Here is a 22,943-nt window from a genome sequence, read left to right as displayed (position 1 = left end):
CGCCGGATCAGAACCAGCTTCCGTGGCCCAGCTTGCGGGTCAGGCGCAGCAGGTCTTCGTGAAAGAACAGCCACGTTGCCCCTGCCACGCAGGCCAGAAAACAGTATTCACCAAGGCTGCCTGTGGAGCACAGCCTGAGCGACAGCTTGTTCTGGCGCGAAAAAGGCGTCAGCGGCACCCCTGAGGGGGTCAGCATATCCAGCAGCACATGGCTCAGCCCGCCAAAACCCAGGCCAAGAAGGGCATCACGCCCCAGCGAACCAAGGCTGGCAGGCGACAAGGCAAAAGCCGCCACGCAAACCGCCATCCACCAGCCGAACCAGTGCGTTGTGCCCCGGTGGATGGCGTTGAAAACTTTTTGGCGGCCTCTGCGGGTGGGGGCTAGGCCCGCAATGCGCTGATCCAGCACATCGGGCAGCACCGCGCCCGCGCAAGCCGCCGCCACGCCCTCCCAGGGAAGATGCAGCGCCAGCGCCGCCGCCACAGCCGTGGCCTGATGCGTAATCCATTTCATGATGTAAACCGCTTATGAAATAACAGTGCGGGGAAGCGCCTCTTGTACAAAAGAGCGCCCTCCCCCGCAAGGATATTACTGATCTGTTTGCTGCTTGCCCTGGGCCGCCGGAACAGTCGGCGCGGATTTTTATGAAACCGCTCTGCCCCGCATTGGCCAGGAGACCCCGCAAAATATCTTACAGTCAGTTCCAGCCATTACCCGCAACGCGAAAAACCGCAGCCGGGGCAGATGAGGCAGCCTTCCTGAAAGACCAGCGCTTCACCGCATTCTGGGCAGTTCTGGGCTTGCAGATCGTTGACGTCGCCGATGTGTTCATCCTTGAGATAGCGCTTTTCCAGCACCCAGGCGATGGCATCGGGGATGGAAAGCAGCAGCCCCTTGCCGCGAAACACGGGATGCTCGCCGCCAATACCCTTGATCTGGGCCACAACGTCGCGCACGTGTACGCCGGAGCGCAAGGCCAGCGACACCAGACGGCCAATGGCCTCGGCCTTGGCCGTGATGGAGCGGCCAGACTTGCCAATGGTGGCAAAAACCTCAAAAGGCTGGCCGTCCACCTCGTTGACGGTGAGGTACATCACGCCAAGCCCGGTGGGCACCTTCTGCGTGAAGCCCCACACGATGTCGGGCCGCTTGCGCACGCCAGCCCCGACCTGAGCGGCAGACGGGCCAGACTGCGCAGGCTCGGCGCTGCTTTCGCCGTCCATTTTCTTTTGCCCTTCGCCCGTGGCCAGCACCTGAATGCTCTTGCAGCCGTCACGGTAGACCGTCACGCCCTTGCAGCCTTCCTGATAGGCCAGCCAGTAAATATCAAAAATATCCTGTTCCGTTGCGCTGTTGGTCAGGTTCACGGTTTTGGACACGGCATTGTCGGTATGGCGCTGAAAGGCCGCCTGCATACGCAAGTGCCACACAGGGGCTATATCCATAGCCGTAACAAAGACCTTGCGCAGCTTGGCGGGCAGGTAATCCATTTCCTGAATGGACCCCTTGGCGACCACCGCATCCATGAGCTCGTGGCTGAACAGTCCGGCATCGGCAAGAGCAGCTTCAAAGTGGGGGTTCACCTCCACGAGGCGCTCGCCGTCAAGGATGTTGCGGGTAAAACACAGGGCAAACAGCGGCTCCACGCCTGAGGAGCAGCCCGCAATGATGGAAAGCGTCCCCGTGGGCGCAATGGTGGTTACCGTGGCGTTGCGGTAGGGGCCAAGCTTCTTTTTGGCGTACACGGAGGTGGCGTAGGCAGGGAAAGCGCCGCGTTCCACGGCCAGCTGAGCCGAGGCCTTGTGCCCCTCCTCCTGAATAAAGGCCATGATGCGCTCGCCAAGCTCAAGGCCCTGCTGCGAATCATAGGCCATTTCAAGCTGATAGAGCAGATCGGCAAAACCCATGACGCCAAGGCCGATCTTGCGGTTCCTGCGCACGGTTTCGGTGATGCTGTCCAGCGGGAAACGCGAGGCATCAATGACGTTGTCGAGAAAACGCACAGACAGATGCACCACGCGCTTGAGTTCGGCCCAGTCAATGCAATCGCGGGCCGGATCAGCCGCATCGTTGTGGCCGGGAATATAGAAGCACGAAAGGTTGATGGAACCCAGATTGCACGCCTCGTAGGGCAGCAGGGGCTGCTCGCCGCAGGGGTTGGTGGATTCAATCTCGCCCTGGTCAGGCGTGGGATTGTCGCGGTTGATGCGGTCAAGAAACACAATGCCCGGATCGCCGGACTGCCAGGCCTTTTTGACCAGCAGCTCAAAAATCTCACGCGCACGCAAGCGGTTGATCACTTCGCCGGAATTGGGGGCCACAAGGTCGTAATGCTCGCCATTTTCCACGGCGCGCATGAAAACTTCTGTCAGTCCCACGGAAAGATTGAAGTTATTGAACTCCCCTTCCTTTTCCTTGGCGCGGATAAATTCAAGAATATCGGGGTGATCCACGCGCAGAATGCCCATATTGGCCCCGCGCCGCGTACCTCCCTGCTTCACCTGCTCTGTAGCGGTGTTGAAGATGCGCAGAAAGGATACCGGGCCGGAGGCAACGCCCCCGGTGGAGCCTACGCGGCTATCCTTGGGGCGCAGGCGCGAAAAAGAAAATCCCGTGCCGCCGCCAGACTTGTGGATCATGGCCGCGTATTTGACCGCATCAAAAATTTCTTCAATGGAGTCACCCACAGGCAGCACAAAGCAGGCCGAAAGCTGCCCCAGATCCGTACCCGCGTTCATGAGCGTGGGCGAATTGGGCAAAAACTTCCAGCTGGTCATAAGATCATAGAAATCGCGCGCCAGCACGTCGCCCTTGCAGGTGGACTCGCTGTACTTGGCTTCTTCGGCGGCAATGGAGGATGCTACTCGCCAGAAAAGATCACGCGGCGTTTCCACCTGCTTGCCTGTCAGATCCTTGCGCAGATAGCGCTTTTGCAGAACAACTTCCGTGTTGGGCTTCAACTGTGGCTGCGGCAAATTCTTGGGCATTGTGAACATGAAAAAACAGCCTTTTATTTAAGGTATGCAGCCGCCAAGGCGGCTCCGGAGTTTCCAGATAACTAACCGCAAAACAGAAGCCGCAGCATGGCGGCTCAGGTACGGCATTTGATGATTAAGGAGTGAGTATACACGGAACGGATGCAAATAAAAGTCCCCGAAAACCCGCATACCACCATTAACACACTTAATTATTTATATAAATTAATAATAAAAATAATCAATAGCGACAAAAAACTTTAGACGCCTCCAGCTCCGCACCCATTTTCTAGCCAGTGGCGCGGATATGCGGGGCAAGTTTTTTTGAGCAAGATATTGCGCGGCAACCCGGTTGGAGGTGGTGGAAAATGCCTCGAGACCTTAAGGGGTGCCTATGAGCATTCCGGGTCGAAAATTCTGCGAAGGACGCAGCGGTTGCGCGTCATACACAGAAAAGGGGAGGCAAAAGCCCCCCCTGAAGTTTGCAGCTAAACAAGGAGATACGGAACAGATTAAACCATCGGTGCCGATGCCCCGTATACCCTAAGGCTTGTTGCGACGTGGGCCAGAAGGCTTGCCAGCACGATTGCCGCCAGGGCGCTTGCCGCCCGAACGGTTGTCAGAAGAACCTCCACGGCCCTTTCTGTCTTGCCCGCCCGGTCTGTCCTGACGGTTGTTGCGGTCTTGGCGGTCTTGACGATTGGGCCGATCAGGCCTGTCCGAGCGTTCAGAGCGATCTGAACGGTTTGGACGGTCTGGCTGACCCTGCCGATCCTGACGGCCTTTCCAGTCCGGACGGTCGTCACGCCCCCGGCGATCATCCCTGCCTGAACGGTCATCGCGGCGCGGCCTGTCTTCACGACCTGAACGGTCGTCACGCTGAGGGCGGTCACCCTGCGGAGCACGGGATGGACGGTCTGGGTAGCCCTTTCCTGCGGGCCTGCTGCCATCGCGGGTGCCCTCGCGGCTTCCATCTCTGCCGTCTTCCCTATTGTCCCGGCGGTATGGCGCGGGTCTGCGACCGTGTTCATCACCACCGGGGCGATGATCAGGCCGGGGGGCTCCCCCCTGCTGCGCCGGAGGGCTCACCTGCAAGGCACCGCTTTTGCGGTCGCGTGGCCCGCCAGCGGCAATGGAAACAGTCAGTTCATCGCCGGAGGCCAGAGATTCGGCATTTTCCAGCAGCAGTATGCCCTTGCCAGAGCAGGCGTAGCGTGCCCTGCCCGCCAGACCCGGCACCATAAAGGGGGCAGAAAGCACCCTGGCGGCCAGAGAACCGGACGTTTGCGCTTCTGCCTCGGGCATGGCGGCAAGCAACAGGGGCGAGAGGCTCAGGCCGCTTTTGCCAAGGCCAGAAGCCTGCGACAGGTCTTCAAGCCACAGCGGCGCGCCTTCGCTGCCAAAGGTAAAGTGGCACCATGTGCGCCCGCCCTGACCGCGCAACAGCGGGCAATCGGCCTGGTGCGTACAGGGCGCAAGGGCCGTCAGCCCGCCGTCAACGGCAAGCTGGCGCAAGCGCATGATGGTGGAGCCGCCAAGGCGCGTACCGGGTTCCACAAACAGCAGGGAAGGCCCAACAGGGGCAGGGCTGCCCGCAGTGGCCGCGCCACGCCGATCCGCATGGTCAAAGAGCGGCGACAGGGATTCAAGGAAGCTGTCGAGCCGATCCTCGCGGCAGCCTTCGGGCTTTTCGCCATCGGCCTCGCCCGCAGCGGGATTGCCGTCAATATCCATGCCCTCGGCATCCAGCGAATCAAATTCGTCCTCGTCTTCTATGGCGCTTGCGCCGCGCGAACGCTTTTTGCCAAAGCGCAGTTCGTTGAGCACGTTGGCCGCGCTGACCAGCCACGGGCGGGCGCGCCCGCCAGAAAGCAGAGGGGCAGCCTGCCGCACGACCTGCTCAAGAGGTGCGCGGGCCACGCGCACAGGCCAGACGGGCTGGCCCGTCAGCTCGCCCAGAACTTCCATAAGGGTTTTGCCCAGTTCAAGCGGCTGCGACGAGGTATCCAGGGCCAGCACCCGCACTGGGGCACTGCGCCATTCAGGCCGTGCCAGCCAGAGGGCCAGAGGCAGGGTCAGCGGGCCTGAGCCCACGTCCACCAGCAGGGCCTCGCCACCCTGCGGAGCCACCGTGCGGGGGTCGGTCAGGGGCAGGTTTGCCAGCAGGCGCGTAAGGCGCACGAGATTCCAGGGCAGAAAATAATACAGATAGGCGCTGATGGAGGCCGGGGAACTCCAGTACGGACGCGCCAGCCCGGCACGTTCTGTGGTCAGAAGGCGCGAAAGTTGGGCCACGTCATCGGGCAACGAGCGCTTGTGCCCCGCATTGAGCGGCCATACCTTGGTCAGGGCTTCGGGCAGCAAGTCCAGAATGCGTTGTGTTTCAGCCGAAAGCGGCGGGAACAGCGCTCTGGCGGCAGGCCAGGCCCCCGATTCAAACGAACGCGCTGCGGGGCGCTGATTCTGGCGCTCGAAGTTGCGCTGCCCGGAAGGAGCAACGTCCCTGTCGCCCTCGCGCTTTTCAGGCCGGAATGCAGGCCTGCCGTAGCGGTCCCTGGGTGCGTTGGGCGAACGTCCGTCCTGACGGCGGTCATCACGCCGATCAGCGGGGCGGTCTGTGGGGCGTCGGTCGTCACGGCGATTTTCGCGGTGGTCTTCTCTCCGCCCATCACGCCGGGCATCACGGCGTTCGTCCTGCCCCCTTGAGGGACGGCTGCCGGGCCGACTATTGGGACGGCTGCCGGGCCTGTCGTCACGGCGGTCAGAAGCACGCCCGTCCCGGCGGTTATCCCGGCGGTCGTCCTGACGTCCAGAGTTACGGTCATCGCGTCCAGCAAATCTGCCCTCCGCGCCATCCCGCCGCACGGGCCTGTCGTCAGATTTGCGCGGGGACTGACGGCGAGGCTGGCTGTTACCCTCGCCGGAACGGCGGCTGCGCCGATCGGAATCGTTGAAAGAATTGTCATTCACGGACATTTATACTCCAAAGCGCATACGGCGCAGATAATCGGTGTGAAAATTCGGTTCGTCTACAAGGGGAAGCACCACGGCCTCGCGGCACATGCGGGCCAAAGGTGGAATTTTATTGCTGTGCAGCGCAAGCAGCGCGGCTCCGTCCAGCGCAGTATTGCCCACACCGCGAATGCGCGGGGCAAGAACAGCGGGAACAAAGCCCAGGGTTTCAAGGTCGTCCGGCCTGACATATTCGCCCAGCGTACCAGCCAGACACACTGCCGCAACATTGCCAGCAGGAATATCTGCCGCGCGCAGCAAAGCATCCAGCGCCAGAGCAAAGGCAGCCTTGACCTGCAACAGGGCCTCCACATCAGCGGCGGCAAGCCACAGGCCATGCGGCAGGCGCAGCCTCGCGCCTGAGCGGGGCAGGCCGGGTGCGGGGGGGGCTGATGCCGGATGGGGCTGCTCAAGTCCGGCAGCCAGCTTGCGCGCCAGCGGCATGACCGGATTTGCCACAAACTGCCCGTCGGTGCGCAGAACACCCGCGCGCAGCAACAAGGCCAGCAGGGACAAGTATCCTGTGGCGCTTATGCCGCGCGCAACAGTTCCTCCAGCTCCAAGGCCTGTCGTTGAACCAGCTGGGTTCTGCCCCGCATTTGCGCTCTGGCATGCAGGGCAGGGGCAAGCAGATCCCTGCGCCCTATGATGACGCGCCACATCCGCTGTATCTTCTGCATCCGGGGACGCGCTTTCATAAAACTGCGCAGCAAGCCCCAGGGGCGTGAGCGTAAAACCCGTCACCACACCGGGGCCGGCCAACTGGCCGCACTCTGGCCCAATACCTTCCAGAGCCGGGCCAAGGGGTACGCTGGTCAGCCACAACTGTCCAGTCTCGGTTACCAGTGCAAGTTCGCCGTTGGTGCCAAGGTCGGCCAGCACAAAGGGCCGTGGAACCTCCGCCTCCAGCAGGGCGGCCAGCCCCGCGCTCACATCGCCGCCCACAAAGGGCGCGGGCAGCGGCGGCACATAGAGAGGTGGAAAATCCGGCAGGGCAAGTGTTTCATCGCCGCTGTGCGTCAGCCTGTACGGAGCGGCGCACAGGCCCTGCACATCGCGGTCTAGGAAAATATCCGTCATGGCAGTGTTGGCAGCCAGACACAACCGCGTCACCCGCCCCGCGCCCGCCTGCGCCAGCGAATCCATGATGTCCAGCAGTTGCCGCCGGGCAAGCCCGGCCAGAACGGCCCGCCCTTCTGGCGCGCGCGCCACGGCAAGGCGCGACATGACATCCGCCCCGGCACCGGCCTGAGGATTGAGCGTACGCCCCTCAACCACTGCCCGGCCCTGCATATCAAGAGCCCTCCAGCACAGGGAGGTAGTGCCAAGATCAACAGCCAGCGCCAAATCCTTTTGCGTCTTGTCGCGGCCTGACAAATGCCCTGCTGCTTGCGCTCCAGCAGGCAGAACAAGATTCTCCGGCGGCAACTCAAGATCAAGCACGGCAGCGCCCTCCGCCGCAGTGGTGCCAGGGTCGGGCACCTGGCGGCGGCAGGCCAGACGCCAGCCAGCCTCCAGTTGCGAGGAGGAAAAAACGTCCTCCTCCGCAGGCAGGCATGGCGGCGCATGGCGCACAAAACGCACACGGCAGCGCCCGCAACGCCCAAGTCCGCCGCACAGGGGCAAAGGGCGCACCAACCCCGAAAGCCAGATGGCCTGTGAAAGGCTTTGCCCCGGCCTTGCGGCAATAGCTACAACTGGCGCGGCTGGAGCAACGCCGCCCGGGCCTGCAAAGGCATGGTCACTGGCCGAAAAAAGACGTACAAGCATGGGTCAAGAGTGCCTGACAGGCCCGGTAAAGGCAAGCGTGGCGCACTCCCCTGCCGTGCGGCGGCTGATCTGGCAAAAGGCGCTGTACTGCTTGTCAAACTGGCCTTTATCTTGCATATTCCAACTGCGTGGTCGTGTGCGGAAAAACACGCCGCAACACACATTTTCACGACTGTTCCGAGGCTGGTATGAATAAAGTTCTGGCGCAAGACGAAGTTGATGCCCTGCTGCGCGGGCTTTCCGGCGGGGAAATCGAAAACGAAACGGAAACGCAGGAAGACGATTCCGGTATTGTGTCCTTTGACCTTGCCAATCAGGATCGCATCATCCGCGGGCGCATGCCCGTGCTTGAAATCGTTAACGACCGCTTTTCACGGCTTTGCACCAACGCCCTTTCAAACGCTGTGCGCAAACGCGTGGAACTGAACCCCATATCCATTGATATGACCAAGTTCGGCGAGTTCATGCGCTCGCTGCCGGTGCCCACCTCCATCAATATTTTCAAAATGGATCCCCTGCGCGGCAATGCCATCATGGTTGTTGATTCGCGTCTGGTATTTGCTCTGGTGGAAAACGTGTTTGGCGGCGCTGGCTCCCAGCCCAAGGTTGAGGGCCGCGAATTCACGCGCATTGAACAGGCCGTGGTGGACAAGATTGTCAAAATCGCGCTGGAGAACATGGAAGAATCGTGGCGGCCGGTGCATGACGTAAAGCTTGAGCTGGTGCGCAGCGAAATCAATCCGCAGTTCGCCGCCATCGTACCCCCCAGCGACGTTGTGGTGGTCATCACCTTTGAGGTCGAGCTGGATACGGCGCTCGGCTCCATGATCATCTGCCTGCCCTACGCCACCATTGAACCCATTCGCTCCAAGCTGCATGCGAGCTTTCAGACCGAACGCCTCGAAGTTGACCACGCATGGGTGGCGCGCCTTAAAGAGCGCCTGCTCGAAACTCCGGTGGAGATGAAGGTGCATTTTGGCCGCACCACCATCACGGGCAACCAGTTGCTGCGCATGCAGGTGGGCGACATTATCGTGCTGGATACCGACCACGAAGACATGCTTAACTGCACGGTTGCCGGAGTGACCAAGTATCAGGGCCTGCCCGGCACCATCAAGGCCATGAAGGCCTTTCAGATCATCAAGGAAAACGAGCCGCAATACACCTGATGCGACCTGCCGCACGGTAAATGCGGGCACACGGCTGCCTGCAACACTGACGCCGCTCCCCCCACGTATTAAAATTTCGCGCAAAGGCCCTTGCCTGAAAGAACTGCACCCAACGCAGATTCTGTCAGACTGGGGCCTTGTGCATCTACAGGCACGACAGGGCTAAAATGCCAAGCCTGCCTGTACATAAAAATTATGCCTTGTCAGGCCCGCCCTCGCATCCAGAACCGCCGCTGCTGCCGAAGAGCCCGGAGCCATCGGAACCGTGACTTCCTCCACAATGCGCGCCACAGCCGCCAGGCAGACGGGAGAGCCTGTGCGCCCGCATCTCAGGCGCAAGAATATGCACTCCGGCGGCGGGCAGATGCGGCACCACCTTTACACCTTCCGGCACGGGTACGTTATCTTCGTACGCGCCCACCGGGGGCCGCAATAGCACGCAACTGCACCCGGCGGCCAGCCCGGCCTGCATATCGCGCACGCGGTCGCCAATCATCCAGGAGCGCGCGAGATCAATATTCAGATCGGCGGCGGCTTGCAGGATAAGCCCCGGCTCTGGCTTGCGGCAATTGCAGGGGCCGGTAACCTCCGGCAGGTGGGGGCAATAGTACCAGGCATCGATAACGGCGTTATGCGCCGCCAGGTCTTCATTAACCCATGCTTCCAGAGCGCGCAGATCGTCCTCGCTGAACATGCCGCGCGCCAGCCCCGACTGATTGCTCACCACCACAAGCAGATACCCCACGGCATGAAAACGCCTGAGGGTTTCAACCACGCCCGGCAGCCACTGCCAGTCTTCCTTGCGGTGAATATAGCCCGTGTCGTGATTCAGGGTGCCGTCGCGATCCAGAAAAATGGCGCGGCGCGGCGCTTCTGCTGTGCTCATGAAAGCCCTTTCCCTTTTCCGGTGTTACCCGGCAGTTTGGTGTGATGCAATCCTTGGCAATTGTGCGCCAAACCCCCAAAAAATGCAAAAACTGCCGACAAAACCCCAACCGGCGCGCCATAAATCAAAACCACCCGCATAGCGGTTGGTTTGCTCTGGCCCTGTAAGGGCCTGTTACCGGCTGCGCCTAAAGACGCTAGCTTTCACTGCGTTCAAGCCCAGTGCCGTTGTCGCTTTGGCTACCCCTTGAAGGGGTCTTGATATTCGCGCGTACTCAGCTTGTCTTGCATAATGTCATGCTTCTCTTGCTGCTGGATATATTTTTTGATCGTTGCCTCATTCAGCCCAACTGTACTGACATAGTAGCCCTCGGCCCAAAACTTTCTGTTGCCGAATTTATATTTAAGGTTTGCGTGGTTATCGAAGATCATCAATGAACTTTTTCCTTTTAGATACCCCATAAAACTCGACACACTAATTTTTGGCGGGATACTCACCAGCATGTGGATATGATCTGGCATCAAGTGACCTTCCAGAATCTCTACTCCTTTGTACTTACAAAGACTCTGCAAAATCTCCTTTATACTATCGCGCAACTGAGCAAATATTATTTTTCGACGATACTTAGGCGTGAACACGATATGATACTTGCACAGCCACTTTGTGTGAGCTAAACTTTGGGCCTTGGTTCCCATAATAAAAACACCCTTCTTTAAATGTTACGATGGGCTTGAACAACTTCATCGTACAAGAAGGGTGTTTTTTGTGTATAACACATTATTTCCACCCGCATAGCGGGTGGTTCTCTGTTTCGCGCACTGGTGCGCTCAACTGGCTAAAGCCATAATAAAAACGGCCCATGTTGGAGAACATGGGCCGATGTTGGCATGAGAAGCTAGTAGACCTGTCAAAGGACTTAGCTAGACTTGAAGGTGGAGCTGTCAACGCCCAGGTGGAAAAACGCCGAGATCCGCGCCGCTGAAGCCAAGGCCCACCGGACAAAGGAGGCTGTCCGTCAAAAATTCGTGCAAGGAAAAACCGATGCCGCCACAGGCACACTTATCCATAAACTCTACATCCGCAATCCACCCTCACCTTGAGTCCTCCGCCAGCTGCAACAGGCCCTGGAGCTTGCGTCCTACCAAGTGCAAGACTGGACGCGTTTTCTGCCCGATCCCGAGCCAGATTTTGACCAGCGCAAAAATAAGGATCCGCACGGCGCAGCCTTTGTCTACTGCAGCCGCACCCTAGGCGGCGCAGATTTGGTTGTGTACCCCGGCCCATAAGGCTGCGAGCCTCCGCAGAGCCGGGCATGGCCTGGGCCGCAGGTGTGCCCGTGTGGGCGTAGTCGGCCCGGATGAACAACCCGGCGGATAAAGGGCTGCGTGGCAAGGCGCTTTAACGCCCTGAACGCGCGGATTGACTAGCTCACCCGCTGACGCGAGTGGTAAAAAAAGCAGAACGGCCCAATATAGCCGTGAATGCTTGGCGCAACATGTGCCCCCACAAATCGTGCAAAGCAAGTAATGCACGTTTTGGCAGTTTTATTTTTGACACATGGCAGACCAGATAACATTCACTCGGACAACGGTCCAGAATTCGTAGCATTAGCTTTAAAAAAAATGGTTGGAAAAGCTGTCTATGCAGACGCAGTACATTGAACTGGGCAGCCGTCGGAAAAATGGTTACTGCGAAAGTTTTAACTGCAAGCTTCTAGACAAGCTGCAGAATTGCTGGTGTTTATGACTTACAGGAAGCCGAAGTGGTTATCGAAAACTAGCACCAGCACTACAACCTCCATAGACAGCATCGCTCCCTTAACGGCAGACCTCTTGCCCCATTGAGAGTTTTCACCCCTCCCCAGAGAGGAGAAATGGGACCAATTTCGCCTCCGACAGAACTATCGGCCATGCAGGCGGCAGAAGCAGCGCCCAAAAAACTAGCACTAGCATTTAATCTGATACAAAAAAACGGGGCTGGTCAATATCCCTTTCAATATATTAACTTGCATGATATCAAATAGAACGTTGCGTAGTATTCGTCTGAGCTAAGCATTTGTGATGGATTTTCAGTGCCTTTCTCATAGATTCAGTATGGGCAAGGCAAATTTTAGCAAGTTTGCTAAAAGTAACACATGCTATTTTCCTCCCTTGAATAACCCCAATTGGTCCTTATCCAGAGGATAATATTATTATGAGTCTAGAATTAACGTTTAAATCAGTCTGTGCCACGATTAAAAAGCAAGAAAAAAATGATCCCGAACTAATTAAAGCTGTTGATAATCTACTTGGGCTTGCCTTGGTTTGTTCACCGGTTGTTTTAGGGCCTCAAGCAGCAGCTATCCTTCCGTTGATTGCCGCTAAAAATGAAGTCATCAAAATTGGTAAGTATGTATTCGAAAGATTCACAAAGAAAAAAGATGAGGATTACGTACTACGTTACGAGACGATGCGTACAGCTTACGGACTACTTGTCTTTACATCTTTCTTTGATGCTCTGGACGCGATAATTCCAGACGTACTTCGCAAAGAGATTTCGATACTTGACGCCGAAAAAGCGTTTTTAGTTAAAAGCACGGTAGAAAAAATTGCTTTAAAAAAATGTGAGGTTGAGATTGAGGATGTAGATGATGCTCCAGTATCTCTCTATCCCTTTTCATTTCCTCATCCAACAGAGTCATTGAATGACCAGTGCAAGCGGCAAGAGAAACTATGGAAACAAATGGGGTCAGGTTTTCTTGACTTTGTCCAAAAGCTAGCATTCTGGGACAAGGCAGATGAAGAGAAGAAAGTTATTCTTTTGTCCGGGATAGAGAAAATTGAGAAAAAGACAGCAACGCGTTTTGAGGCACAGTACTTCGAGTTAGCTAGAAAATATGAAGATTTTGCAGTATGGGCGAATCTGCAGGCTCATAGAGGAACAAAGGCGCTGATTGGGGAATTGTCTGAGTATGTCAAGCTCCACGTCAAACTCAGCACTGTATCAGAGACTACAATTGATATTGGATTTAATAAACTGCGGGAAGCAGTTTTGAGCATACCTCATATATTCGACATGCAACAGGCTACAGACATCTCAGAGAGTTTAAACAAACACTATCAGGCGCGAATCAATGAACCAATAATTGAAGATAGGGAAAGTGATCTCCAGGATTTGCCACGACTGACATTTCCTCGCGTCTGTGATGCCTTTGTTCCTCAATCTTTTCGTGTACTTCGCCAAGCAGGGAAGTCCAGACGCCTTGAAGATGAATCAACCTGGAGGGGACTACCGCGACGTAATGACCTTGGTGCCTTTTTATTGAGCTATCTGAGTTCGCCATATAGTACTGAAGCGCCGTTGCTCATATTAGGTCACCCTGGGAGTGGGAAATCGCTGCTTACTAAGATATTGTCAGCTCAACTGATGTCGAAACAATTTTCGGCAATCCGTGTCCCCCTACGCGAAGTCAATGCAGATGCTGATATCGTAACTCAAGTTGAGGACACTATAAGACGGATTACACGGGTTGGTTTTGATTCATGGATCAAGCTAAGTGCACTTTTTAAGAACTGCCCCCCTCTCGTAATCCTAGACGGATATGATGAATTACTCCAAGCGAGTGGGCAGGTTTTCGCCAGTTATATTAAAGACGCACAACGGTTTCAGGAGCGCGAAGCTGAGCAAGGCAGGCCGTTGAGAATCATTATCACTAGCCGCGTGACTCTTATTGATAAAGCTGCTGTACCTGTTGGATCAACGATTATTCGACTTCTTGAGTTTGACCGATCTCAGCGAGAATGTTGGTCGAAGATTTGGAATACGGCCAATTCGAACTATTTTCGCGATGCCAATATTGAAAAATTTACTTTGCCGAGTGAAAAGGAAGTTGGGGCAGAGAAAATTCTAAATTTAGCTGGGCAACCTCTTCTTTTATTGATGCTTGCCTTGTATGACTCACACGGAAATCAACTGCGAGCTATTAAAGGCCTTGACCGAACGAAGCTTTACGACAGCTTGCTCAGGCGTTTTGTTGAACGTGAGCGTGGGAAAGAAAAAAATTTTACTGACGCAAATCCTAAAGAACGCGAAAAATCTCTGTTGAAAGAAATGCAACGTCTGGGTGTTGCAGCTCTTGGTATGTATAATAGGAGGAAAGTTCACATCTTATCAACGGAGCTTGACGAAGATTTGGCTTTTTTTAAACTTGAGCGAACAGTTTCGCGGAGTGCAGGAAAATATTTAAGCCAGGCTGATCTGTTATTAGGAAGTTTTTTCTTTGTTCATAAGTCAAAGGCTATGCACTTAAGTGGTGCAGAGGATACACATGAGGAAACTGCAGCGTTTGAATTTCTGCACAATACTTTTGGTGAATTCTTAACTGCTGACTTCATTATTCGACGTGCAGTAGCTCAAGTGCAGACGCTTAGAGCTGCAGATGACAATGAAGCTTTTAGGCCAATGATAGATAAGATGATGGGAACCGCAGATGGATTTGAACGGGATTGGTTTGCCAGCTTAGTATATACCCCACTTTTTACCAGACCTGTTATCATGGAAATGATTCGGGAATGGATTCCGCATGTACTGAAAGATTACGGGCTAACTGAGGATGATTTTGTTGAAACCCTTGAAAAAATTCTTCTGAATCAAATCATGAGGATGTTGAATAAGCGTGAAATGCCACAAATCATGCGAAAAGAGACAGCTCAGGAGGGGTATAGAGTTCCGTTTGACGGCCATCCTTTGATCGGCCATATAGCTATTTATAGCATAAACCTTATTTTGCTAAGACTCGTGTCGGGTAAGTATCCGTTTATCTTTGACGAATGTGATGTTACAAGCCATGAGGATGGGACTCGACCATGGGATCGTCTTATTCACATCTGGCGTTCCTGGTTTTCACTGGGAAATCTAAACGGATTGACGGCAGTAATGCTTGCTGAAAGGGCAAATTCAAAGATTACAATAAAAGCCAGAAAAAAATTTCAAGCTGAAGAGTCCAAAAGTAGAGTCCAAGAGCTTTTTAATGTGGCACTGTCATTGGGAGACAACGCTACTTCCGGCATAACAGGATTATGCGTGTTTGACGCCTCTTCCGGTTCAAAGCAGAGTTTGAGCAGAATAGGTAATGTGTTGAGTTCAGAAGAGTTAGATCTTGGCTTGTTTTACGCAATTCCGAAATTAGTAGTTTTGGCAAATGATTCGAATTTCGATGCGCGTGATTTTTTTGAACACGCGGAGGATACTCTTCGCATAGCCTTGAATTCTGGTCGCAAAGATCAGTTAGAGTATATTTGCATTTTAATTTTTAGGTCAATAAGAAAAAATCCTTACGTTAGGCTTAGGTATCGAGGGTCCTTTGGTATGCATCCACTTTGGTTGAATCCAAGGCTTGTAGGTGAAATTGCGCACCATGATCCAAGGTCGGCACGAATTCTTTTCACTCTCGCAAGAGAGTTACAAGACTACGATTGGATTCATGACTTTCTTCGTTTTTTGATCGAATCGGACTTTCTTAAAATTTTCAGGTATGAAAAGGATTATCCGAAACATACTGAGCTGGGTGAATGGCTTCGGTTATTGAAAGATGTTAGTGAGTCAGAGGGAGTCGGCCGTCTTTTTGGTCGAAGCGATGCTTATACTTCGTTGTTCGAAAAAAAATTTGTTCCTCAACTAATGCTTGATCTTATCAAAGATAACCCAGAAATGGCACTTTCTTATCTGAGAATATTGCGTGAATTTAAAGAAATAAAAAATTTTAAAATGCTTTTCCAACGCAACTGGGGACGAGAGGTCTGCGAGCTATTAGGCCGCTCGGATACTTTTGTCGAGAATCCCAGATATAATTCCAAGAGAACGTTTACATATTTGCTAATTCTGCATGAGCTGAACTGCTTGCAGTACCTCCACAGCGTACCGGATATAGACGTATTCAACCAATTATTAACCCCACGCGACCTGACGGAATTAAATAAAAGTAATCCTGAAGGGGTATTGACGTATCTGCACATTTTGAACGAGTTATGTGACGAACCGAATATTATGAATTCCCTTGAGCGTAAAATAAATCCTGAACTTTTTGGACGAATAGATGATCGGCATTTTCTACTCAACCTATTCGATCGTAATCCTGACGCCGCGCTGGCATACCTACAGATGTTAAAAAAATTGAAAGGGAATCGAAATTTTCTGCAACATGTGGGTCCCGGTATTGAAAATGAATTTTATGAAAGGATAGTGCGGCTCAGTGGACTTCAAACATCCACGATGCGAGTCTGGCTGGCTATGGCTCGGGTCTTTCAATCTAAGCGTTTCAGTAAGTCGTTAATGCTGACGTTATCTGACATTTTGTTTGATAAACAAAATGCCAAGCAGTTACTATGTAATTTACCAATCGCGTCCTTAGCAGACTTAAGCTGGTTATGCATGCAAACCGAATCGCCAAAGCTTCTACATATCGTTGCTGAGATCACTGGGGTGAATTTTACCCTCTCACAATATAATGTCACCAATTAAATACATACAGATTGCAAGAAGTATTGACTAGTCTGGCATTTCACTCTGGAGTAATTTTATTAATTAGAGATTACCGTGCCATCAGGTGGTCCGCACAATTCGTGCTAATCAAGTAAAGCACGTTTTGGCAGATTTTTTGATGCATGGCAGACCAGATAACATACGCTCGGCCAGCGGTCCAGAATTCGTAGAGTTAGTTTTAAAAGAATGGTTGGAAAATCTGTCTGTGTAGACGCAGCACATTGAACCGGGCAGCCCTTGGGAAAATGGTTATGCGAAAGTTTTACCGGCAAGCTACGGGACAAACCGTAGGGCGACGAGTGGTTATGACGTTATAGGAAGCCGGAGTTGTTATCGAAAGCTGGCGCCAGCACGCACTACAACCTCAGTAGGCCACATTGCTCCCTTACCGGCAGAACTCCTGCCCCATTGACAGTTTTCACCCCTCCCAAAAGAGCATAAATGGGACCAATCTCACCTCCGACAGGACTATCGGCCAAACAGGCGGCAGAAGCAGAGCCACAAAAAATCTACCACTAACATTTAGCCCGGGACAAAAAAACGGGGCTGGTCAATCCAAATGCATTTAAATCCGTTGGTTAGGGGGATAGGATACCCACATAGTGCATTTATAATATCCCTGTCATGCTGTGAATCTGACTGTAAGACTGCACCTGACTGAGAATCCCCAAGCCACTGAACGATTTTTTTTCGAAACAATATCCAAAAGGAATGTTGCCCCAGTATATTTAGTCAGAACATTCTGCTTCACAAAGTCAAAACAATCATCATTTGTAATTTTATCTACCTCCGCATAAACTTCAGCAAGCGTAAAATATACAGCCCCTAAGGATAATAACTTAGGAGATTCAAAGTTTAAAACACTGCATCAAAGTATATATAGACATTATCACTCATAGCCTTTTGACAGACTTTTTCTTCACAGCGTCTTCATCTATCAACTCTGGATACATAGCTAACAGGTCTTTTTTGAGCTTTTTCCACCTGCTTTGCATTCCAGTATGATGCACTATTACACCTTCTTCGTATGGAAAAATCTTCCCCAGCTGGGCCGCAGTGAGATTAATATATTTAATATATATCTTCCTCACGACCTCATAAAATTCCTCACCTTCATTCAAAAGAGATTTGGCATATACCTTGATAGCATCGACATCATACTCATTTTTCTTTGCAATCTTCCGTTTTGCCATCTCATTATATAATTTCCATAACTTTGCGTTCTCAATCCTCCAGCTCTCAACGGCACCAGATGGACATTCAGATGTTTCCTCTTTGCGGGCTGTCGCCATGCGCATTAGATAATCATTTATTTCTACACCCAGTTTAGGGCTGTTAAATTTGCAAATCAGATATAATGTTAAAGCCGCAAGCTGCTCAACATTTTCTCTAGTGCAAGACATTTGATACGATGTTTTATTAATCTCTTTTTTCTTTGTAAAGTCTCTGTTTTTTGCTTCAATATTTAAAATTTCTTCACGCTCAAACAGGATGCGCCATGAGTCATGCATAAAAGATGAAACACAGACTGTAAAACCATCTGTGGCATCGCTAATCTCCAACTCCGTGGTGCCGTCTTTTGAGGTGAATATTTCTTCCACATAATATGTATGCAGCTGGCGATTATACACGGCATACGTTATTTTGAAATGTGGGTCAGAAGGCCAACGAAGCAACAGCTCTGGCAGAGTCATAAAATCATCAAAATCATAACGCCCTTCAATCTGCTTAAACATGCTCATTTGCGCACCTCTTTGAGTTGTTCTAAATAATCAGCCCATGCTTGCATCATCAGCCGCCGTTCCGGCAAAAACTCCGCATGATTATATGCCGCCCGAATTTTATTGCGCTCACCGTGGGCAAGCTGGCGCTCTATAGCATCCCTGTTCCAGCCAAGTTCATTGAGCAGGGTTGAAGCCATCGCCCTAAAGCCATGCCCACATATTTCTTCCTTGGCGTATCCAATCCGGCGCAACGCCACGTTAATGGTATTGTTAGACATTGGGCGGGATGCCGTTCGCATAGAAGGAAAGAGGTATTTTCCATCCCCGGTGAGCGGCTGCAATTCGTAGAGAATATTCAGGGCTTGGGTTGAGAGCGGCACTATATGCAAAGAACGCATTTTGGTTTTATGCGCTGGAATGCGCCATTCGGCGGCTTCCAGATTGAACTCGCTCCACTCTGCGTTACGCAATTCACCAGGGCGCACAAAAACCAAAGGGGCCAGACGCAGGGCGCAATACACGATTGCCGAGGCTGCACAGCCGTCTATGGCTTGCATGAGTCTACCAACTTCTTGCGGATCCGTAATGGTAGGTCGGTGCTGCTTCTTGGGTGTCGCGCAAGCACCTATGAGGTCGGCAGCAACGTCCCGCTCTGCCTTGCCTGTGGCAATGGCATAACGAAAAATCATGGAGCAAAGCCCGCGCACCCGGCGCGTTACCTCAAGAGCACCTCTGGCTTCAATGCGGCGAAGGCATTCCAAAAGTTCCGGCGCGGATATTTCCCCAATGGGTTTCCCTCCGATGTAGGGAAAAATATTCATCTCCAGACGCCGAAGATTCAATTCCGCGTGGCCTTCTGTCCACCTATGGGCGTTTTTCTGCGCCCACTCACGCGCTACAGACTCAAAGAACTTGTCTGGAGCTACGGCGGCTTTTTGCTCACGCACCAGCGCCACAGGGTCAACGCCGTCTTTAATCATGCGCCGCTTATCATCACGGCGCGAACGAGCTTCAGCCAGAGATATGAGGGGGTATTCACCGAGGGAAAGACGATTTTCCTTGGAGTCTATCCAGTAACGAAGACGCCAATACTTTTTGCCAGAAGGCTTTATCTCCAGATAAAGCCCATCTGCGTCTTTGAGGGTATAAATTTTCTCACGGGGCTTGGCCTTTTTGATGGCCATATCGCTTAGAGCCATAAGCGTTTCCTCCCTAGACCGGACATCTTTTGGACATAGGAAACGCCAAAATAAAAAATGTCCGGCTCAGTATCCGGTTTAAGCTCGGCTTTGAGCGTTTTTTACCGGACATCGTCGGACAAAGTAAAACTCCGAATTCGGCTACTGTCAACGACTAGCGGACGAATTCGGAGTTCCTTGAATCATCATATGGCGGAGAGGGTGGGATTCGAACCCACGTAGGAGCTATTAACCCCTAACTCGATTTCGAGTCGAGCGCGTTACGGCCGCTTCGCTACCTCTCCGCAGGCCACAAAGGGCGTTGGGTGCCCCGCTTGCAGCCGAAGGCGGTATATAGCCTATCTTTGGGTGAAAGGCAATGCTTCTGTTTCACAACGGCGCGTCGCCGCTATGCTTTGCCTCAAAACTGCTAAAGTCGCCTGCAATCCCCTTATTTAAGAGCCCCCTTGGCGACCTGAGGGGAACGGCCCATGGGCATAGGCGCAAGACCGAGTACAGCAGGTCATCTGACCAGGAGGGATCAGGAAGCAGACCAAGGTTTTCGTCCAGCCCTGCCCTGCCGGGGTAAAAGGCAGCGTGTCCATTCCGCGATATCGCTCTGGTCGCGTTCTTCACGCAAATCCTGCAATCCCGCCCATAGTGCCTGTCAACGCCGCCTGTTCTTCAGGGCATCAGCCTGCGCCCACTCCTAGTGCTTGCCCAGCGCCGCCATAACCTCCAGAGCGTCAGCCTGCTCTGGGTCTGTCTGCAAGGCGCGCAGGGCGTTATCTTCCGCAGCCTGCTTTTTATGCCACAAAAGATACAGCTTCGACATTTTCCCAAAGGTGGAGGCATGCCCGCCAAAAGTGCGCAGCACAGCCTGATACACCGCCTCGGCCTTTTCGTATTCCCGCAGTTCCATCCACGCGGCCACTGCCCCGGTGTAGGCCGAGGCCTCGCGCGGCTGAATGGTCATGGCTTCCTCATACATAGCGGCGGCTTCGGCAAACAGCCCGGCAGCGGCAAAAATTTGGCCCATTTGCAGGCGGATGCCTTCCTCGTCGCCAAACTCTTCCACTATGCGCTTCAAAAAGGCGCGCCCCTTGGCGACCTGCCCCTCGCGCAAAAAATCGAGCCCGCTGCTGATGAGCTGCTTTTTCCGCTCCAGCCGGGCCTCCGCCTCCTGCTGCACAGCCTGCTCCGCCGCAGTTTCCAGAATTTTGGCCAGCCCATCCAGCACGGTTGAAAGCGTTGCTTCCTTGCCCGCTTGCAGGGTGATGCTGCGCGGTTTACCCGTATTGCCGGGATCAAGCAGCGGTTGCAGCGCGCTATGGCGCACAATGCCTCCCAAGAATTCCCCGATCTGGATATCCAGTTCCGCCCTTGCGGAACGCATCAGCTTTACCCCGGCCAGAAGCCGCAGCGCTTCACTCATGGTCACAAGGGCGCGCTCAACTTCATCACGCCGCAGATAGCCCATTGCACGGGCGATATTTTCCCTGATTTCTTTGGGAGCAGTTGTCAGCATGCCGAGCCGTCCTCCAGCCAGTGATGCCGCACTGTTTGAACGTTGTTTCGCAAAATCTGCAAGGCCGCATCCGGCACAAGAAAATCCACATTGCGGCCCGTCAGCCAGAGCTGTCGCACCCGAGAGGCGCTCACCGCCAGCCACGGCACAGAAAGAAAATGCGCCAGCCCGCCCCCCGGCAAGGTCATACACGGGCAGGCCGGTAACAATGGAGCACGCTCTGCGGCATCGGGCCACATGTTTTTTGCGGCGGTGATAAAATCGGCAGAGGTATGCCCCTTGCGGGGCACAACCACAAAATGACACAGCCGGGGCAAATCCAGCCCCTTATGCCATGTGGAGAGCAAGGCGAAATCCGGGCTGCCCAGAATAAAATACAGATCCGTACCCGGCTCTGTCTCACGGTAGGCGCAAAGCGTATCCCACGTATACGACGGCCCCTGACGCTGAGCCTCCATCCGGTTGCAGCGCAGCCAGGGCAAGCCCTGAGCGCAGGCTTCCACCATCCGGGCGCGCAGATCAAAGGGCAGCATGGCGCTCTGCACCTTGTGCGGCGGCACGGCGCAAGGCACCATATCCACGCCCTGCACAAGATCGCCCAAGGCCTCGCGGGCCTCAATGGCCAGCCGCAGATGTCCCACGTGGGGCGGGTTAAAACTGCCGCCAAGAATGGCCCGGCCCGGCGGGGGGGACGCCGCTTCCGCCATCTATACGCGCACCTGCCCCTGGCCAAGCACCACAAACTTGGTGGTGGTCAGTTCGTCCACGCCCATGGGGCCGTAGGCATGCAGCTTTGAGGTAGAAATGCCTATTTCCGCGCCAAGGCCAAGCTGCCCGCCGTCGTTGAACCGGCTCGAAGCATTGACCGCCACCATGGAAGCATCCGCCTCGCGCAAAAAGCGCATGGCATGCTCGTGGTTGTTGGTGCAGATGATTTCCGTGTGATTTGAGCCGTAGCGGGCAATGTGATCCAGCGCGGCATCCATACTTTCCACCACGCACACGGCAAGCACCAGAGCATGAAATTCCTGCCCGAGATCATCAGGCTGCTGAGCAACGGCAGTTGCGCCAAGCAGGGGCAGCGATTGCGGGCAGGCGCGAAATTCCACCCCGGCGGCACCAAGCTTTGCCGCCACCTTGGGCAGAAAATCCTTGGCCACGCCGCGGTGCACCAGCAGGCATTCCAGCGCGTTGCACACGCCGGGGCGCTGCACCTTGCCGTTAAAAACAATCTCCGCCGCTGCGTCCAGATCGGCATCCGCATCAATATAAGCGTGGCACACGCCCTTGAAGTGCTTAAGCACGGGCATGGTGGCAGCCTCGGTCACGGCGCGCACAAGGCCCTCGCCGCCGCGCGGAATTATAACATCAATATAGCGGTCGAGCTTGCACAGGGCGTTGACGGCCTCGTGTCCGGGAATGGATACAAGCTGGGCGGCATCGGCGGGCAGTCCCGCCTGGGCCAGCGCATCGCACAGGGCCTTGGCAAGGGCAATGTTGGAGCGCAAAGCCTCGCTGCCGCCGCGCAGAATAACCGCATTGCCCGCCTTGATGCACAAAATGGCGGCATCGATGGTCACATTGGGGCGCGCCTCGTAGATCATGGCGATCACGCCCAGCGGCACGCGCATACGGCCCACAAGCAATCCATTGGGGCGCTGCCACTGGCGTTCCGTAGCACCTACGGGGTCGGGCAGATTGGCCACGTGGCGGCAGGCTGCACGCATTTCATCCATAATGGCGGGGGTAAGCGTCAAGCGGTCAAGGCGGGGGGCATCCTGCCCGGCGGCACGGGCCGCGGTAAGGTCTTCCGCATTGGCGGCCAGAATTTCGGCCTCCCGCTCCTGCAGCAGTTGCGCCAGCCCAAGCAGGGCTTGCGTTTTGGCATCGGGGTGGGCCTTGGCTATGGCCCTGGCCGCTTCCTTTGCCCGCGCGCCAAGGCGCGACATTTCTTCTGCAGGCGTCATGCATACTCCTTATTGTATTGGCCGGGGCCGCGCAGGCCGCATGACCAGAGGATATTTGTTTTGACAGAGGGGTTGATTCTGGCCTAAGAAAAAAGCTTCCGTCCAGCTCCGCCGATCATGGAACGCGCAGGGCAAACGCGCGGAAAAACTACGGCGGTTCCGCCTCCCTAAGGAGTTTTGATACATGAATCCGCAAAAGAATCAAGGCGCAGAG

Annotated in this window: 13 protein-coding genes and 1 tRNA gene; 2 read left to right on the top strand and 12 right to left on the bottom strand. The window is 54.3% G+C overall.

All coding sequences use genetic code 11. The features are described from left to right. Positions 1-7: 7 nt before the first annotated feature. The 4 genes from VEZ52_RS07370 to VEZ52_RS07355 all read right to left on the bottom strand — a co-directional run bounded on the left by VEZ52_RS07370 (position 8) and on the right by VEZ52_RS07355 (position 7,758). Positions 8-514, bottom strand: a complete 507-nt coding sequence (locus tag VEZ52_RS07370) for a metal-dependent hydrolase (RefSeq protein WP_324836253.1) — start codon at positions 512-514, stop codon at positions 8-10. A gap of 197 nt (positions 515-711) precedes the next feature. After that, positions 712-2,997, bottom strand: coding sequence for a vitamin B12-dependent ribonucleotide reductase (locus VEZ52_RS07365; RefSeq protein ID WP_324836252.1), 2,286 nt, complete (start codon positions 2,995-2,997; stop codon positions 712-714). A 522-nt stretch (positions 2,998-3,519) separates the two neighbouring features. Further along, positions 3,520-5,952, bottom strand: a complete 2,433-nt coding sequence (locus VEZ52_RS07360) for a small ribosomal subunit Rsm22 family protein (RefSeq protein WP_324836251.1) — start codon at positions 5,950-5,952, stop codon at positions 3,520-3,522. Further along, positions 5,953-7,758: an ASKHA domain-containing protein gene (locus VEZ52_RS07355; RefSeq protein WP_324836250.1), complete on the bottom strand. Its 1,806-nt coding sequence runs from the start codon at positions 7,756-7,758 to the stop codon at positions 5,953-5,955. Positions 7,759-7,946: 188 nt separating this feature from the next. Here VEZ52_RS07355 and fliM point away from each other — a divergent pair, with 188 nt between their 5' ends. After that, a complete protein-coding gene (fliM, locus tag VEZ52_RS07350) occupies positions 7,947-8,927 on the top strand; it encodes a flagellar motor switch protein FliM (protein ID WP_324836249.1) in 981 nt (326 codons plus the stop codon). Positions 8,928-9,120: 193 nt separating this feature from the next. Here the strand turns inward: fliM and gmhB are convergent, their stop codons facing one another. Continuing rightward, entirely contained in the window at positions 9,121-9,813 is a 693-nt protein-coding gene (gmhB, locus tag VEZ52_RS07345) for a D-glycero-beta-D-manno-heptose 1,7-bisphosphate 7-phosphatase (RefSeq protein WP_324836248.1), read from the bottom strand. 239 nt (positions 9,814-10,052) lie between these two features. After that, positions 10,053-10,508 (bottom strand): IS200/IS605 family transposase, encoded by a 456-nt coding sequence (gene tnpA, locus VEZ52_RS07340; protein ID WP_324836247.1) that lies wholly within the window; start codon positions 10,506-10,508, stop codon positions 10,053-10,055. Positions 10,509-12,006: 1,498 nt separating this feature from the next. Between tnpA and VEZ52_RS07335 the strand changes: the two genes are divergently transcribed. Next, on the top strand, positions 12,007-16,311 hold the full coding sequence (locus VEZ52_RS07335; RefSeq protein WP_324836246.1) for an ATP-binding protein: 4,305 nt from the start codon (positions 12,007-12,009) through the stop codon (positions 16,309-16,311). 914 nt (positions 16,312-17,225) lie between these two features. Here VEZ52_RS07335 and VEZ52_RS07330 read toward each other — a convergent pair. From VEZ52_RS07330 to VEZ52_RS07305, 6 genes are all read right to left on the bottom strand, one after another. Continuing rightward, positions 17,226-18,074, bottom strand: a complete 849-nt coding sequence (locus VEZ52_RS07330; protein ID WP_324836245.1) for a hypothetical protein — start codon at positions 18,072-18,074, stop codon at positions 17,226-17,228. Then, positions 18,071-19,255, bottom strand: coding sequence for a tyrosine-type recombinase/integrase (locus VEZ52_RS07325; RefSeq protein WP_324836244.1), 1,185 nt, complete (start codon positions 19,253-19,255; stop codon positions 18,071-18,073). The genes VEZ52_RS07330 and VEZ52_RS07325 overlap by 4 nt, the downstream gene beginning before the upstream one ends. Before the next feature lie 190 nt (positions 19,256-19,445). Further along, positions 19,446-19,539: transfer RNA gene (locus tag VEZ52_RS07320), tRNA-Ser, on the bottom strand. Positions 19,540-19,943: 404 nt separating this feature from the next. Next, positions 19,944-20,762 (bottom strand): tetratricopeptide repeat protein, encoded by an 819-nt coding sequence (locus VEZ52_RS07315; protein WP_324836243.1) that lies wholly within the window; start codon positions 20,760-20,762, stop codon positions 19,944-19,946. Beyond that, a complete protein-coding gene (gene nadD / locus VEZ52_RS07310) occupies positions 20,756-21,469 on the bottom strand; it encodes a nicotinate (nicotinamide) nucleotide adenylyltransferase (RefSeq protein ID WP_324836242.1) in 714 nt (237 codons plus the stop codon). The genes VEZ52_RS07315 and nadD overlap by 7 nt, the downstream gene beginning before the upstream one ends. Next, positions 21,470-22,729, bottom strand: a complete 1,260-nt coding sequence (locus tag VEZ52_RS07305) for a glutamate-5-semialdehyde dehydrogenase (protein ID WP_297148179.1) — start codon at positions 22,727-22,729, stop codon at positions 21,470-21,472. Positions 22,730-22,943 lie beyond the last annotated feature (214 nt).

It is taken from the genome of Desulfovibrio sp., from assembly GCF_035644575.1.
Classification (GTDB): domain Bacteria; phylum Desulfobacterota; class Desulfovibrionia; order Desulfovibrionales; family Desulfovibrionaceae; genus Desulfovibrio.
Note: the sequence above shows the minus strand (reverse complement) of the source record. Positions and strands in the feature narration are given on the sequence as shown.